The sequence below is a fragment of the Streptomyces sp. NBC_00009 genome (genome assembly GCF_045040855.1).
GTDB lineage: Bacteria > Actinomycetota > Actinomycetes > Streptomycetales > Streptomycetaceae > Streptomyces > Streptomyces aureus.
This window is the reverse complement of record NZ_CP108312.1, coordinates 887,965-905,125: the sequence shown is the minus strand read 5'-3', so window position 1 is coordinate 905,125 and position 17,161 is coordinate 887,965. Positions and strand designations below refer to the sequence as shown.

Sequence of the window (17,161 nt, the reverse complement as noted above, 5' to 3'; positions counted from 1 at the left end):
CAGCGACGGGACTCTGATTCCGTGTCTGCGAATTGGACGACCTGCAAGTACGCCTCTTCGTCCGCTCCCGTAAAGAACAGGAAGGTACCCGCGGGTTCGGCAGGAAGGAAGGCCGTTGCCGAGCTTGACCCCAGTCGGAGGTCGATGGCAGCTTGCACTACAGAGCCGAGACCATCTCCCACATATGTGGTGTGCACTTCGATGACCTCATGCGGAAATCGCAGAATGAGGTCGGCCGAGCCGGCCCGAACCATATTCCAATGCAGAGACAATTCTTCCATCGCCATCACCTCGGGTAGGCGGTACGTATAGATCCGTTTGGATTGAGGATCACTTCGACGCTAGTTTCACCTCGAGACCCAACAGGGTAACCGAAATCGTACGTGTGAATTGTTCCGTCGCGAGGTCGCCCAGTTGCATCAGGGGTATTTCGCCGCCCGGGATTTTTGGCGGTATCCTCAATCAATTCTCCAATTTCATCCAGATCCATGTAATTGGAGAAAGTAGTGTTTCCTGACACCACTCCCGGGCTTCCATCTACGTGCTCATCCAGCACGTGTTGCCAGCCAGGTCCATCAAATAGATTGCAGTTGCTGTTGTGAACGAGGACCGGCGTGGCGCCCGCCAGCACATAGTACGTGTGAAGGTCGGCGACGGTGAGGTTGTAGGTGCGGGCATGCTTGGCGTAGGCCCGGTTTGCGATGACGGTGACCGTGGTGCCGTCGGGCGTGCGCAGGGTCATGCCGCGGGCGAGATGACGCGCTTCGATCCAGGAGCCGAGCGACGGGACCCAGAAGGGGTGTTCGTATGTGGCGGTGAGCTTTTTCGGGCCTTGTTTCGTCTGGATGGTGAGGTCGTTGAAGTGCTTGTCGTCCTCGGTGATGATGAGGCGGCTGACCTTGCGGGGGCCGGTCTCGCCGGTCTCCGGGTCGGTGGCAAGGACCTTGTCTCCGGCCCTGATGTCTTCGATTCTTTTGGCGTGGCCGTTGCTCAGCTTGACGCGGGTGCCCGCAAGGAAGCACTGGTTACAGTCGCCGCTCGATGTCTTGTTTCGCGTCTTTCCTGGACGCCCGCTACCGCGGGCCCCTTCGGCGCCCTCTGCTCTTTCGAGGCCGCCAGCTATTATGTTTGCACCGGCGTACCTGGTGAAGATCTTCCACTTTCCGCCGGGACAGATACCGGTGTCGCTGCAGGCGCTCATCTGGAGGAACGCCAGTGTGACGGTGTATCCGGGGTCCCCGATGTATTCTTCTGTCGGCTTGTAGTTGAAAAGCTTCCGTTCGGCTGCTTCCTTGCGGATGGCATTGGCGTATTTGCGGGCGCCCGGGTATTTCTTGCTGATCGTGAGGCCGGGGAAGATCGTGATGACGTTCTTGAGCTGCTGTTTCGGCTTCCACCAGTTCCAGGTGGCCAGGCCGGCTCGGTACGCCTTGAGCGGGTCTGTTCCCGAGTCTCTTTCGGCCCGGTAGATACCGCCGATAACGTCCTGTTGTGTTGCCTTCGGCCCGCCGCCCATCGCCTGGTTCATCAGCCCGGTGGGGTCGCTGTTGCTGACTGGGCTGTTGTTGGCGGAGGCGTACCCGTTCATCTGGAGCGGGTCCGCGATGTCGATGATCGGGTCGGCGGACAGGAACCGGCCGGAGTTCTGGTCGTATTCGCGTGCCCCGATGTGGGTGAGCCCGGTGGCCGCGTCGTCGATGCCGACGCCGAGGTAGCTGCGTTTGTTGGGCCAGCTGGTCGGCTTCGGGCCGCGGAGTTCTCCGTATGGTTTGAAGGCGCGGCGTGTGACCGGCTGGGTGCCGGACAGTTCGACGGTGGTGTTGGCGGTGCCGAGGTGGTCGGCGATCAGTGTGTTGAGTTTGTGGCCGGTGGTGGCGCCGTTGCTGGTGGTGCGGATCACGGTGGGGGCGCCGGGCTGGCCATAGGCGCGCGAGGCGCGTGTGATCTTGCCGGTGGAGTCCGTGGTGAGTTCGGTCTCGCCGAGGTAGAGCGTCGAGCCTGAGGGGGAGTTCTCCAGGATGCGGTTGCCGTCGGCGTCGTAGACGTAGCTGGTCTTGGTGCCGTCGTCGGTGATCGCGTTCAGCTTGTTGTCGGCTGTCCAGTCCAGGTTCTGCGTGGTGGACGGCAGGTCGCGCACGGTGGTGTTGCCCGTGGCGTCGTATGTGTAGTTGCTGCCCTTGCCGGAGGGGGAGGAGCTGATCGAGGTGAGGGTGTGGGGCTGCGCGGTGTACGGCTGGAAGGTGCCGTTGCCTGTGACAGTCGTGCCGTAGCGGTAGGTGTAGCTGACGTTCTTGGAGGCGTCGGCCGGGTCGTGTTCGGTCAGAGTGGCGCGGTTGCCTAGCCAGTCGAAGGTGTACGACTGGCGGTAGGCGGTCGCGCCGGTGGCTACTGTCGCGGCGGCCGGGGCCGTGGCGGTGAGGCTTGAGGCCAGAGATGTGTCGGGGCTGGTCGCGTCGCTTGCCTCGTTGGGGGCGTCGGCCACGGGGCCGGACGAGGTGCTGGCGTCGGTGCGGTAGCCCCATTTGGTGCCGCTCGTCGACTGGCAGCCGGTGCCGTCGCCTGCCGGTGTGGTGCTGGAGGTCCAGGCGTGGACCAGTTCACCCAGCACGTCATAGTCGAAGCACTGGTTGTCCCAGGTCGTGCCCGCGGTTTCACTGAGTTTGCGGGCGCTGGAGGTGATGGTGCCGGACGCGTCGTAGGAGTAGTAGTTGTCCGTGATGCGGTGCGGGGTCGATGTTTCCCGGTCTGCGACGGTGCGCTGCAGCCGCCCTGTGTATGGGTCGACGAAGTTGGTGGTCCATAGGCGGGAGGGCTGGGATCCGGAGACGGTGCGCAGGACTTCGCCGTAGGGGGAGTAGGTCGCGTCCGCGGTGTACCAGGACTGGCCCGAGGTGGATTCGGCGAGACCGTCGTTGTTGTAGCGGGTGACGACCTTCTCGCTCGCCAGGCCTCCCTTCGCGGGCAGTGTGACGGACAGCGGCTTTCCGGTCGGCGTGTACGCGTAGGAGTAGGCGTAGGTGCCGGAGAGCCCGGTGGTCATGGAGTTGGCCGGGATCACCGCCTCGCGGCCGGTGGGCCGGTACTCGGTGTCGTAACCGGTCACGCGGTTGATGTAGTCACCGGAGGCCGCATGGCGGATGGAGGAGACCGGCTGGCCGAGCGCACCCGGCAGCGTGTCGAAGAAGTATTCCTTCGTCGGGGCGGCGGTCGCCGAGCCTTCACGGACCGCCTTGACGCGGCCGAGCACGTCGTAGTCCGTGTACGTCGACTTGTTCAGGCTGCTGGTGACATGGGTGGGCCGGTCGGCGTCGTCGTACTCGGTCTGCGTGGTGCCGGTGTCGGGGTCGGTGGCGGAGGTCACCCGCCCTCGCGCGTCGTAGGTGTACTCCCAGGCGTTGCCCGCCGGGTCAGTGACCTTGTTCTGGTTGCCGCGGGCGTCGTAGGCGTACGAGGTCGTGCGCCAGGCGCTGGCGTCCGCTTTGGTGTAGTGGCGGATGCTGGTGACGCGGCCGAGGGCGTCGGTGAAGGTCTTCGTCGACGGTGCGGTGGAACCGGGCGGGTCGACGTAGGTGGACGTATCGCCGTAGCTCGTGTAGGTGGCGTACTTGTAGTCGCCGCCGAGGTACGTGGACAGGCGGACCTGCCGCTCCAGGCCGTCGTACCGGGTCTTGGTCCAGCTGGGGATCAGCGACGTCGACTTGGGCTGGAACAGTTCCGCAGCGGGCTCGTCCTTGGCGAGGTAGCCCCCGGTCTGCTGGTCCACCAGTCCGTGGTCGTTGTATGTGGTGTCGACGATGATCCTGCCGGGGCCGTGGGCCTCGGTCTGCATCTGGACCTGGCGCAGCAGGCCGTCATAGAGCGTCACCTGGCGGCCGTATGTACCGTCGTCCTTGAGCGTCTTGACGGTGACGGCCGCGGGCCGGGTCTCGTCGGAGGTGGCGATGGCCGTCTGGTAGTCGATCTCCACGTCCGCTGACTTGCCGCCGGACGAACGGGATGCGGACCAGCCCTTCACGAGTCGGCCGAGGGCGTCGTACTCGGTGCGCGTCACCTGGCCGTTGGGGTCGGTCACCGTCAGCGGCAGGCCGCGTCCCGGATCGAGTGTCGTGGTCGTGGTGTGGCCCAGGGCATTGATCGTCTTGGTGGAGGTGACCGGGCCGCCCGCGTCGCCGGGGGTGTACTGGATCTCCGTTGTTCCGGCGTTGGGCTCGATGACCGTGCGGACCCGGCCCAGCGGGTCGTATGTGGTCTTGGTGACGATCGAATGGGACGTGCCGGCGGCGTTGGTCTCGGCGACGGAGGTGGCCAGGCCCTTTGCTGGCGTGGCGCCGTAGGCCAGGCCGTCGTAGGTCGTGCGGACCGAACTCTTCAGCTCGGTCGCCGGATCGGCCGAGGTGTAGCCGGAACACGGCGTGGCGGTGGTCTTCTGTTCGATCGGCACCCCGATCAGCCAGTCCGCCGTGTTGTGGACGTACGTGTTCTTCGTGCAGGTCTGCTCGGAGAGCGCCTCGCCGGTGCCGTCGGGTTTGACCACGGCGGTCTCGACCTGGGTCGGGAGGCCGTAGGTGCCATCGACCGTGGTCGTGGTCCGCACAGCCTGCCAGCTCGTGTCGACGGTCTGGATGGCGTCGGTGCGCCGGACGCCGGAGCGGTGCGCGAGCAGCGGGTCGAGGTCGGTGCCGTCCTCGTTCTCCCGGGACCGGGACGCCGTCTGCGTCGACCACGGATACGTGAGGACGCGCTTGAGGACCCGGCCGTCGGAGTTGGCGTAGCTGATGGATTCGGCGGTCATGCCCGCGTACTGCGGGGCGTCGTCCGCGACGAGGCTGTAGGTGCCGGTGGAGTCCTTGACCGCGCCGCCCGTGCCCAGGAAGTAGCGGGTCTTGGAGTACGACTGGGACTGCGGATCGCCCTGCTGGGAGCTGGACTTGCTGCCCTTGGTGGTCGACACCTCCCGGTAGCCGCGCCAGTCGCTGTAGGTCCGCAGGGATGGACGGGTGAACTCGTCGTCACTCTTGGCCCAGGCAGGACCGGTGTAGCCGTACTTCGTGTAGACGGGCCTGCCGTGAGAGGTCACCTTGTCGGTCTCGGTGACCGAGTCGACGACATACTTGTTGAACCAGGCCTTGGCCGGCGTCTTCTCGTCGCCGTCCGGGGACCAACGGACCGGGTAGCAGGTGGTGTTGTCCTCGCCCTTGTCCTCGGAGGGCTCGGTGGCGCAGCCGCCCTTGTACTCGACCTCGATTTCGCCGCCCGCCTCGGTGGCGACGGCGCCGATACGGGGCCGGGTGAATGCGGGACGCTGGTCATTCGGACCGCTGGAAACCAGGTTGGGCAGCTGACGGTCCTTGAGGCGGGCGCGCAGCGGCGAGGTGGAGCCGACCGTGTACTGGGCGAAACTGACGCCGTCCTTGGACTGCAGGGTGCCGGTGCTATCGCCTGGTCCGTAGCCGGTGCGGGTGATCGAGTTCAGCCACAGGCCGGGCGAGGTGTCGTACCAGTCCTCCGGGAAGGACTGGTGAAGAGTGTAGGTGTCGACCTTCTGCAGCGCGCTGGAGCCGGGACGCTGCCCGTACGTGGTGATCGCGGACAGCCGCAGGCGGGTCCAGAACGACGGGAAGGCGGGGCAGAGTTTGGATGTGGACTTGCAGTTGAGGTTGCCGGGACTGTCCCACCAGGGCCGATAGGCGCCGGGGTCGTCGGTCTTGTCGAAGTTGGCGCTGTCACAGATGGTCCCTGGGGCCAGGCAGCGCTGGGCAGCGACGAAATCGACCTTCGCGGACGGCTTGGTGAGGTCCGAGGACCGCATGCCGTACTCGATGTAATCCGGGTAGGCCGCGCGGTCGTAGCTCTCGGGGGCCTTGAACTTCTTCTTCACGGCGTAGTAGTTGGTGGACTGGTGCCAGTCCACCACCATGGCGTTTCCGTGCACATCGACGACCTTGTCCAGGCCCCAGCGCCAGGCCTGCTTCTTGCCCGCACCACAGCGGGAGTCAGCGAAAGCAGACGCGTGGCAGGGCTCGCCGGGGTGGTTGCCGAAGACGGGCACGCTCGAGACGGAGTCGGTGTCGGCATGCCCGCCGCCGACCTGGTTCAGCCCGTAGTAGTACTTGGTGCCGTCGGTGGTCGTGACGACCCAGTACTCACCGTTGTTGTCGCCGTTGCTGCCGCCGACCCGGTGCTCGATGCGGGTGCCGTCGTCCTTCTGCGGACGATAGGTCTCGGTGTCGGTCTCGGGGTTGCTCCCCGAAGCGGCATCGCGTACCAGCTCGGTTGTCTTGCCCGCGAGGGACATCACCGCGTTGTACGACACCCAGCACAGGTCGGACGTCTTATCCTTCTTGGCCGCGTTGTTGGCCGAACCGGACTTGAGGGTCTTGCGATCGTCCTCACAGGATCGGTAGCGCCGCTCGATGTGACCGGGATCGTAGTCCCAGCCCTCGCCGATCCAGGAGGCCTGCGGCGAGGAGACAGCCGTGCGGCCATCCACGTCCTGCGAGTTGTAGTCGAGAGAGACATTCGGCGCCGGGCCGGCAGGGGGCGCAGGAACGGTCAGCGGATACGTCCAGTTGAACGCCCCCGATGAGCTCCCCGCCTCCCATTTGCCGTCCGAGGCCAGCGGTGTCGCCTTGAACGAGCCACCGGTTCCGCCACCGGAGTCGACCGCTCCGATGACCGCGGTGTCACCGGTGGCGGCTGCAGGGATGGCGGTGTGGAAGGCCGCCTGGGCCGCCGTCGCCCGAGACCGCTGGGCTGTTTGACCTGTGGTGGAGGCGGGGGTGATGGTTCCATCGGCGGCGGGGTCCACGGTGGCGGTGATGGACTCGCCGGAGGTGTCGTTGGTCGTCTCGAGTTCTTCGTAGGCCTGGCAGGCCTCGTCGTCCGGAGTGGTCAGGTAGCACTCGGGGAACTGGACGAAACGCAGGCGGGAGGCCCAGTCGGCGCCATACAGGCTCTTGAACTGGGCGTAGTCGAGCGTGACCGAGATGGGAACGGATCCGCTGTCCGGCGCCTGCACCTTCACGACGGCCCCGTCCACGCCCTGGGACACGGCGTCGGTCCGCGCGAACACCCTTGCCTGCCACACGCCCGTGGGAGCCGGCTGGTCCGGCGCCTGGCCGAGACTGACAGGCAGGTCCTCGACAGGTTTGGGCGCCGCCTCTACGGCCGAGCCGACGACACGGGCCGAGGCTGGAGTCACCCCGGTGCCGAAGTCGACGGTGCCGGTGTCGGCAGCTGGTGCTGTGGTGGTGCCGGGGGAGGCCTGCTCCTGGTCGTCGGGAACGTCGACCTTCAGGGAGTCCAGGTTCTTGTCGAAGACCTGGCCCGAGACCTGCTGGTCGTGGTCGAGGGGTTCCAGATCCAGCGTCTCGCGGCCTACTTCGACCGCCGGGTCGGGTGGGATCGCCAGAGCCTGTGCCGGCAGCAGTCCGAGCAGGAGTGCGGCCCCGATGACGGGTACGAGGCGCCGTCTCGAGCGGTAACGACGGGCAGGTGAATGCAGACCGAACACGGCAAGTCCCCCCGGACCAGTTGGAGCGGGGGCCGGGAACGGACCACGCGTGATTGCGTATCAGATGCCGTGATTCTGTGGCGGAGCTGTGAACAAGCGCCAGAGATGGCGTGTTGATGTGATCACCGTCACGCCGCGTAGTGACTTGTAACCGTCAAGAGCGGTGCGGTGCGCTGAATCTGCCGCAATCCGAACCTATTTCCTCTATCGAGGATTTCTCGTGAACGGCGTGATCCTCCATCAAATAGTTCTCGAAATAGAGGACTTTGGGTGAGAAGCATCCTGTTTTGCTGCACCAGTCCGAGGCAGGCCTCTTCATCCGGTCCCCGAGACCAGGTGGCATCGCGATGCCCTCACCTGTCTGGGTGGCACTGGCGCACAGGGTGACGACCGGTCGTGCATGGGTCATCATCAGCTCGCTCGCAATGCCGCCTCCGGGGATCTGGGGAGATCCGCGCGTCATAGCTGGCGTCACCACTCCGCACGCCTTGGCGCGCCGGATTCCAGGGGGAAGGAACCTCGCTCAATGACGCGCAACTGGCCGCGCATGCCCGCGCGCCGCACTACGGCGGCGCTAGTCGCCGCGACCGTCGTCGCTGCAGGCGTCGCCTACACCGGCCTCGGCCTGGACGAGCCCGCCGCCCGAAAGAGTGCCTCGCGCCACGCATCAGAGAAGCCGGTCACCGAGAGCGTGGCGATCAAGGAGGCAGCGAAGACCGGGAAACCGGTCGAGGTGACCGCGCGGCGCACGGCCCGCTCCACGACGTGGGCGCGCCCCGACGGGCTGATGGCCAAGCGGCTGTACTCGTCCCCGATCCGGGCGAAGGTGGGTGGCGAGTGGAAGGACATCGACCTCACCCTGCACCGCACCACCCGCGGGTGGGAGCCCCGCGCCAGCAACACGCACATGATCTTCTCGGCCGGCGCCAAGGCCCGCGGCGAGCACCGGGCCTCGCGCAGCACTGTGCGCCGGGTGTCCCTGCTCAAGGGGGCAACGACGGCCGCCGAGGCGGGAACCCCTCTGGTCACGCTGCATATCGCGGATCACGACATCCAGCTCACCTGGCCCGGCCCCGTCCCCACGCCGATCATCGACGGCTCCCGGGCCCTGTATCCGGAGATCTTCCCGGGCGCCGACCTCGTCCTCACCGCCGACGACGACGGGTTCGCGCAGCTGCTCGTCCTCAAGAACCGTCAGGCGGCAGCCGATCCGCGCGCCCAGCAACTCGCGTACGGCATCACGTCTGCCGACCTCACGTTCCGCCTGGACCCGGTGTCGGGCATCGTCATCGCCGAGAACCCCTACGGCGAGGAGGTGGCGATGTCGCCCACCCCGCTGATGTGGGACAGCACCGGCGCACCCGCCGTCACCGACGGAACGGTCGGCGCCACGGCCCAGCCCACCGCTTCCGAGACGCCCGGCCCGACCGATGCCGGCAGTCCCGATCCCTCCGCGAACCCCAGCCCCACCGGGGACGACCTGGTGGAGTCGGACGAGCAGAGCGACCCGTATCCCGAGGCCCTGCCCTCGGCCACGGACGGCCCCGAACCCACTCCCTCCGCATCCCCGCTGCCCACCGTTCCGCCCGAACCCACCCCGGAGCCCTCGCAGAGCGGACCGGCCGCCACCCTCAGCCTGCCCTCGCTGGACGGGCCCTCACCCGACTCCCGCGGCGAGCTCGTCGAGACGGATCTGTCTGGGGCGAACTGGACGCTCACACCCGACCAGGACTTCCTCACCGACCCGAAGACCACCTACCCGGTCTTCGTCGACCCGTCGGTCAAAAAGCACACCCAGAACTGGACCACGGCCTACAGCCGCCACCCTGACGCCACCTTCTACAACGGCAAGGGCTTCAACAAGGGCGGAACCCAGGAGGCCCGTGTGGGCTTCGAGTCCGATACCTGGGGCACCTCACGCTCCTACTTCAACATCGACTTTGACAAGGACCTCAAGGGCGCCAAGATCACCAGCGCGAAGCTGCGCATGCTGGAGACCTACTCCTGGTCCTGCAGCGCCCGGTCGATGAGTGTGCATCTCACCGGCGAGATTGACTCCCACACCAACTGGAACAACGCGCCCAAGCTGCACGACGGCAACAAGTTCGCGACCAAGAGCTTCGCCCACGGTTACAAGTCGGGCTGCCGTGACGCGTATGAGACCTTCGACGTCAAGAAGGCCGCCCAGAAGAAGGCCGACAAGGGCGCCGACACCATCACCTTCGGCATGCGCGCCCGCGACGAGCAGTCCCAGTACGCGTGGAAGAAGTTCGTCGCCAACGGCGACAACGCACCCGTCCTGGAACTCGTCTACAACCGCAAACCGAACACCCCCACCTCCCTCGACCTCGGCCCCGACGCCAAATGCACCACCACCGAGCCGTACGTCAGGATGGGCTCCGGCAGCCTGACATTCACGGCCAAGGCGTCCGACAAGGACAAGAACCTCGACCTCTTCGACTTCGACCTGTGGCCGACCGGAAAGTGGAGCACGACCGGCGACCTCCTCGGCTCGACCGGCAAGGTATCCGTCGGCGGCGACACCGACACTGCACTGCGCACCACTCCGGGCTTCTCCACCACCAATCTGACCAACAACACCACCTACTCCTGGCGCGTCAGAGCCATCGACGACGCCAACGCCACCTCCGGCTATGCACCGGCAAAGACCCCCTGCCGCTTCATCCTCGACACTGCCGCGCCCAAGCCCCCCAAGGTCAGTTCCACCGACTTCCCCAACGCCGACGGCAGCGAGAACGGCTTCGGAAATGACGCCGAGGACGCGAACTGGAGCACCATCAAGTTCGGCACCCCCGGCTCGTTCACCGTGCGCGCTCTCAGCAGCGACACCGTGCGCTACGAGTACGGCTTCAACTCGGCCAGCTACCCCTTCTCCCTGGCCCGCACGGCCGGAACCGACCCGACTGTCAGCGCCACCATCGCCAACGCCAAGCCGCCTACCGCCGGCCCGAACGTGCTCTATGTGCGGGCCGTGGACAGCGCGGGCAACGCCTCCGAGCCGACGAAGTACTTCTTCTACGTCTCCCCGCGCGATCAGGCTGACGCCCCGGGGGACTTCACCGGTGACAAACTCGCCGACCTCATGGTGGTCACCGAGGGCGGCAACTTGTCCATGTACCCCTCGCAGGCAACCAACGACCTCACCAAGGGCAGCGGCGACCTCGACTACTCCATGTCCGGTGCCTACCGAGGCAACCCGGACAAGGACCCCAACGGCGACGACCGGCCACCGTTCGTTGCCACCCAGTCCGGCCACTTCAAGGGCGCACTGATCACGCACAATGGCGACATCTATGGCGGCGACGGCTTCCAGGACCTCGTCGCACGCGTCGACGGCAAACTCTGGGTCTACCCCGGCGACGGCTACGGCGCCGTCAACACCGACAAACGCCGCGAGATCATCATGCCCGCCGGCGCCCCCAACCCGGCCGACCTCACCCAGATCGTCGCCGCGGGCGACGCCACCGGAGACGGCCGAACCGACTTCTTCGCCACCGTCGGCGACGAACTGTGGGCCTTCACTGGCTACCACGGCGCCACCATCGAACAAGCCACCCGCCTGGCCGCCTCAACCTGGACCGAACGCGACATCGTCACTGCCCAGGACATCAGCGGCGACGGCACCACCGACCTGATCTACCGCACCGACATCTCCTCCAAGCTCCTGCTCCGCAAGGGAATCGCATCCTCGGGTGGCGGCGTCGACCTCAACTCCCTGTCATCCGGGGCCAACTCCTCCGGCGGCGCCGACACCGACTACGGGGCCTCCGGCTGGTCCAGCACCAGCATCCCGCAACTGATCGGCACACCCGACGCCAACGGAGACTCCATCCCCGACGTCTGGACCGTACGCGCCGACGGATCCGTCCGCTTTTACGCGGGAGGCAGGACAACCCTCCCCGGCTCCGGAACCGAGATCATCAGCCCCAAGAGCTACTGGAAGACGCGCATCGCGATCGGCTAGTGTCCTGCGCCGGAGATCCGTCGTTAGTTTGTGTATGACTGCTTCTTCAGATGTGCCGGTGCCACGTCGGGGCCCGAAGTTGGAACCGTTGTTGCTGTCCGCTGATGAGCGTGTGGTGTTGGAACGTTGGGCCCGGCGGGCGTCATCTGCGCAGGCAGTGGCCTTGCGGGCCCGCATTGTGCTGGCGTGTGCCGGCGCTGATGTTCCACCGATTGTTGTGGTGGCGCGGGAGTTACGGATCGCGGCGGACACGGTCCGCAAGTGGCGTCGCCGGTTTCTGGCCGGCCGGCTGGACGGGCTGGTGGACGAGCCCCGGCCGGGCCGGCCACCCACCATCAGTGTTGAGCAGGTGGAAGCAGTCGTGGTCAGCACGCTGGAGGAGATCCCGAAGAACGCCACTCACTGGTCGCGTTCATCGATGGCCGACCGTAGTGGCCTGTCGAAGTCGACCGTGGGCCGGATCTGGCGAAAGTTCCAGCTCAAGCCGCATCTGACCGACACCTTCAAGCTGTCGGCGGACCCGTTGTTCGTGGAGAAGGTCTACGACGTGGTGGGGCTGTATTTCAACCCGCCGAAGGTGCGGTGGTGTTGTCGGTGGACGAGAAGTCCCAGATCCAGGCCCTGGACCGCTCTCAGCCGGTGTTGCCGATGATGCCGGGCATGCCCGAGCGCCGCACACATGACTACGTCCGCAACGGTCTGACCACCTTGTTCGCGGCCTTCGACGTCGCGACCGGCGAAGTCATCACCTCCCTGCACCGCCGACACCGGGCGGCGGAGTTCAAGAAGTTCCTCATCAAAATCGAAAATGAGGTCCCTGAGCATCTGCAGGTCCACTTGATCTGCGATAACTACGGCACCCACAAGACCCCGGCCATCAAGGCATGGCTCGCCAAACACCCGCGGTTCCAGCTGCACTTCACGCCCACGGGTTCCTCGTGGATCAACCAGGTGGAACGGTGGTTCGGCTTCCTCGCCGACCAGAAGATCCGTCGCGGCGCACACAAGAGTGTGCGTTCCCTGGAGGCCGACATCCGCGCCTGGGTCAAGCAGTGGAACGAGAACCCGACCCCGTTCACCTGGACCAAGACAGCCGAAGAGATCCTCGACTCACTCGCCCGCTTCTGCCGACGGATCTCCGGCGCAGGACACTAGCACTCAAGCCGTTGACCAGCGGTAATGGAGAATCGCAACTGGAGTACTAGGTGTATGTGAAGGCCGCACGGGGAGCCTTGAGCAGGTGTCCCTCTCTCTGTGACCAGCTGGCCTACCTCGTGCCGAGTGCGGGCTGGCGAATCACTCGAAACGATGGAATCGATCAAGAGGGTTGAACCTTCCCCTTGATCGTGGACACCTGGAGACTGGGGCATGAGGTTCCAGAGGAAGTAGTGCCAGGTGGGAAGCAAGAGCAACCGCAGCAGGCGGTATACGGAGGAGTTCAAACGGGACGCGGTCGTGCTTGTGCGCTCCTCCGGTAAGACCGTCACCGAGGTGGCCCGGGAACTCGGGGTCAGCGCCGAGGGGCTGCGGAACTGGGTCAGGCAGGATGCGATCGACCGCGGGCAGGGGCCGCCGGGAGAGCTGACGACGGCCGAGCGCGAAGAGCTGCGCCGGCTGCGGAGGCTGGCTGCCGAGCAGGCAGAGACGATCGAAGTGCTGCGAAAAGCGGCGGTCTTCTTCGCGAAGGAGAGCGATCGATGAGCGAGGTGTACGTGTTCATCGAGGCGGAGAAGACCACCCACAACGTTGCTCTGTTGTGCCGGCTGCTGAAGGTGGCCCGCTCCTCCTTCTATGCGTGGCTGGCCGGCGAGAGAGCTCGCTCGGCGAGGAAGGCCGCGGACGACGCCCTGGCCCACGAGATCACCGTGCTGCACGTCGCCTCCAGGGCAGCCTATGGGGTGCCGCGCATCCACGCCGGGCTGCGCCGTCTCGGACACCGGGTCAACCGCAAACGGATCGAGCGCGTCATGCGTGAACGCGGCATCAGCGGTGTCACGCGGCGCAGGCGAAAGGGGCTGACCCGCCCGGCCAAAAGGGCGGTGCCGACCCCGGACCTGATCGGCCGCGACTTCACCGCGAGTGCGCCGGGGTTGAAGCTGGTCGGCGACATCACTTACATACCTACCGATGAGGGGTGGCTGTATCTGGCGACCTGGCTCGACCTCGCGACCCGCGAGATCGTCGGCTACTCGATGGCTGACCACCACCGCGCCGGCCTGGTCGTGGACGCGCTGCAGATGGCCGCCGGACGCGGCCTGCTCCAGCCCGGATGCATTGCGCACTCGGACCGCGGCAGTGAATACACCTCGGACGAACTCCGATGTGAAATGAGCCGGTTGGGACTCCGGCAGAGCATGGGCCGCACCGGCTCGTGCTTCGACAACGCCGCCGCCGAGTCGTTCTTCGCACTGCTTAAGGAGGAGATCGGAACCCGCCGTTGGCCCGGCCGCTCCAGCGCCCGCGCGGACATCTTCGCTTTCGTCGAGACCTTCTACAACCGACAGCGCCTACGCCGCCATCCACGCTGGGGCTACCTCACCCCGTTGGAGACCCGACAGCGCCTCGAACAAGAACACGCCCTCGTGGCGTAAGCATCGAGTGTCCAAGATCACGGGGAAGCTTCACCTGCCGTGACGGTCGGCAGGTGTGCGTAGTTGTCCGCCGCTGTACGTCGAGTTGTCACGCAGTTAGACACTCACCCCCAGCTCATTGGGGCGCTGCTAGGCGGGGTCGCCACTGTGTCCGAAGGCCATGGCCGCGTGACACGTGTCCAGGTGCTCGGAGCAGCCAAAGTATTGCTTGGGCCGCTTACTGATGGTTTCAGAATGAAGTTCATTGTGGGGCTTGGCGGTTGGGTGGTGTGTCGGCAGGATTTGGTAGGTGTCTGCTGACCTTGTGCCTGATGATCTGTGGGATCGCGTCGTGCCGCTGTTGCCGGCTCGTCCGGCTCGGCGGCACCGGTATCCCGGGCGGTTGCCGGTGGATGACCGGTCTGCGTTGCGGGGCATCGTTTACGTGCTGTGCAAGGGCGTGAGCTGGCGGGACGTTCCCGCGGAGCAGGTCGGCTGCAGCGGGGTGACGGCCTGGCGGCGTCTGCGGGACTGGACCGAGGCGGGTGTCTGGCCCCGGCTGCACGAGGTGCTGCTGGCCGAGTTACGGGCTGCCGGGTTGCTCGAGATGGACGACGCGGCGATCGACGGATCGCACGTGCGTGCCCTCAAAGGGGGGCTCACACCGGACCTTCGCCGGTCGACCGGGCCCGGCCCGGAAGCAAGCACCACCTGATCGTCGACCGGCAGGGCACCCCGCTCGCCGTCTCTTTGACCAGTGGAAACCGTCACGATGTCACCCAGCTCATGCCGCTGCTGGACGCCGTACCCCGCATCCGTGGCCTACGTGGCCGACCCCGCCACCGGCCCCGGCGGCTCTTCGCCGACCGCGGCTACGACTACGACAAGTACCGGCGTCTCGTCCGCGCCCGTGGGATCACACCCAAGATCGCCCGCCGCGGAGTCCCGCACGGTTCCGGCCTGGGCAAGACCCGCTGGGTCGTCGAGCGCACCTTTGCCTGGCTCCACCAGTTCAAGCGGCTTCGGATTCGCTACGAGATACGTGCCGACCTCCACCTGGGCCTGCTTCAGTTCGCCTGCAGCATCATCTGCTTGAGACGACTCCGAACCTCATTCTGAAACCATCAGTTAAAGAGTCCCAGGCGCTTGGTCACCCGGTACTCCGGCAGTTCGTTGCATCCCTGCACATCGCAGGACGGAGCACGGTCTATATCCGGGATGCGATAGAAGTCCATAGCGATCGTGTCGCGCGTTCCGATGCCCGCAGCAGCAAGCTCGGCACCACTGCCATAGAGTCTTCGCCTCCCGGGTGAAGGGCTCCACGACGACCCGGCTCCGTGATCTGCCGTACGGCGAGAGCGGGCTGGAGTTCCGCTGGCACAAGCGCCGCTGGTGGTGCCACGAGCCGGGCTGCCCGCGCCGGTCGTTCACCGAGCAGACCGCGCAGATACCGGCCGGTGCCCGGATCACGACGCGCTTGCGGGCCGCGGCCGGGCGCCTCGACGCAGTCCTGCCGGGCCGCTCCTCGCGAGGGTCTGCCGTGACCGTGTCATCGCCCCATCACTTGTCCGACTGATCCAGGCTTGCCCTTTTCGGTGGAGCGGGCCTTCTCCAGGAGCTCCTTGAAGGGTGTCTGCGTCGTGGAGCCACGCACCCGCGCGAGACCGTACTGCTCAATAATCTCTTGGTTGAAGTAGGGAAATTGAGGATCAAAAACGATCCTGTCGCCCGGTGGCGACACAGCCACATCTATGCGCGACCACTCACCATTGGACACCCGCCACACCGTTATACGCTGCCGACCTCGAGTCACGTTGAGGATCTCGCTGCTGTTCGAAATCTCGGATTCATTCTTATATTTCATGCCTTTAGGCTCCCGAGGGTCCAATTTCTTACCTTTTCTTTCGAGTTCCTCGACAGTCACCCGGGATTGCTCGTAACCGGTAGGCAGTGTCATTCTGTCCTTCCTGATCACGTACACCTCGGTCTGTGCCCTGAGTGCCTCGTAATTCACCCTTTCGGGATTCTTGATCTCGACGACCGCATCCTGCGCAATTTCTTCCCCTGGATTCAGAACGCGACCCGCCGGCGTGACGAATTCGCCATCATAGATCAGTTTGTACGACGGAGGCCTGTCCTCGGAAATAACGTTCGCGGGCCCGCCATGGATCCAGTAGATACTGCCGAGTACATAGACCGGAATCTGCCCATCGTTCTTTACGGACAGATGAACCGTCACGTACATCGCCGCCTCCGTTCCGTCCAGGCTTGCCTCCTTTAACTCAGCCCTACTCATGATCAGCGGGGTGGTCACATAGGGCACATAGACCTGCGCATATGCCAGGTTGACGCTGGCGAGGAGGGCGGGGACGATCGCCCCGATCGCGATTCGCCCGGGATTTCGGAGACCCCTCCACGCCCGGGATCTGATGAGTCCAATCCCCGCCACTACAGACCCCACGAGGAAGAATATCGCAAGCGCGGACCACTTGTTGAAGTGCTCGCCGATCTGCAGCAGGAGAAGCGAGAAACTACCGAGAAAGACGATGACGACTCCGGCCAGAACAGCGGCCCCCGAATAGCGCCTTTCCCGCTTGTGCCAATAGTCAAGAGTCGCCGCTGCGGCGATCAATACCACCAGGCCCGCAGCAAAGACCGTGAATCCTGCGAGTCGTCCGCCGAAGGTCAGGGCAGCACCGCTGTCCACCAAGCCGATCCTGATGAGCAGGCACGCAGGCAAGAGGAAGCCGATAAATATGATGCCGCCAACTGCTCGTCGCTGCACCGCTCGATGCGGCCAGACAGTGCTGTCTCCGCCGAGCCAATGGATGGGGTGCCCGGATGGCAGCCCGGCATCTCGCAGGAGTCTTCGGAGTTCCTCGGGGGACCGCGCCTTGCCCGCGGACTTGCCGTTTATCACGATTTTCCGCCAACCAACGCAATCAGGCGGCTCTACGGTTACTTCGGGCGTGATAGCCATAACACCAGCCTGCCGCTTGTCAGCCGCAGGCGCCCCTGGAGCACCCATCGGGGTGCGCTTGACGCGGCACAGGGTGAAGCTGGTCATGACGTGTTGGTGTCGCTCATCCCCAC

7 protein-coding genes and 1 pseudogene are annotated in these 17,161 nt (G+C 65.5%); 6 read left to right on the top strand and 2 right to left on the bottom strand.

Translation table 11 applies throughout. The annotated features are described in order from the left end of the window. Positions 1–286: 286 nt before the first annotated feature. Positions 287–7,513, bottom strand: coding sequence for a polymorphic toxin-type HINT domain-containing protein (locus tag OHA58_RS04195; protein WP_405476527.1), 7,227 nt, complete (start codon positions 7,511–7,513; stop codon positions 287–289). A 526-nt stretch (positions 7,514–8,039) separates the two neighbouring features. On the opposite strand from OHA58_RS04195, the gene OHA58_RS04190 reads away from it, so the two are divergent. The 6 genes and pseudogenes from OHA58_RS04190 (at position 8,040) to OHA58_RS04165 (ending at position 15,644) form a co-directional block, all read left to right on the top strand. Continuing rightward, positions 8,040–11,498, top strand: a complete 3,459-nt coding sequence (locus tag OHA58_RS04190; RefSeq protein WP_405476524.1) for a DNRLRE domain-containing protein — start codon at positions 8,040–8,042, stop codon at positions 11,496–11,498. 34 nt (positions 11,499–11,532) lie between these two features. Next, positions 11,533–12,653, top strand: a pseudogene (locus OHA58_RS04185) (IS630 family transposase). A gap of 240 nt (positions 12,654–12,893) precedes the next feature. Continuing rightward, complete coding sequence (locus tag OHA58_RS04180; RefSeq protein ID WP_405476521.1) at positions 12,894–13,199, top strand: transposase; 306 nt, start codon at positions 12,894–12,896, stop codon at positions 13,197–13,199. Beyond that, complete coding sequence (locus OHA58_RS04175) at positions 13,196–14,089, top strand: IS3 family transposase (protein WP_405476518.1); 894 nt, start codon at positions 13,196–13,198, stop codon at positions 14,087–14,089. Before OHA58_RS04180 ends, OHA58_RS04175 begins: the two co-directional genes overlap by 4 nt. A 289-nt stretch (positions 14,090–14,378) precedes the next feature. Continuing rightward, positions 14,379–15,187, top strand: a protein-coding gene (locus OHA58_RS04170) for an IS5 family transposase (protein WP_405475107.1) whose coding sequence is annotated in 2 segments (ribosomal slippage) — positions 14,379–14,718 and positions 14,718–15,187 — 810 coding nt in all. Because the reading frame shifts where the segments join, the coding sequence is not laid out codon by codon here. Positions 15,188–15,377: 190 nt separating this feature from the next. Continuing rightward, complete coding sequence (locus OHA58_RS04165) at positions 15,378–15,644, top strand: hypothetical protein (RefSeq protein ID WP_405476515.1); 267 nt, start codon at positions 15,378–15,380, stop codon at positions 15,642–15,644. On the opposite strand, the gene OHA58_RS04160 is transcribed toward OHA58_RS04165, so the two are convergent. After that, entirely contained in the window at positions 15,618–17,135 is a 1,518-nt protein-coding gene (locus OHA58_RS04160; protein WP_405476512.1) for a hypothetical protein, read from the bottom strand. The two genes, OHA58_RS04165 and OHA58_RS04160, sit on opposite strands and share 27 nt — an antisense overlap. Positions 17,136–17,161 lie beyond the last annotated feature (26 nt).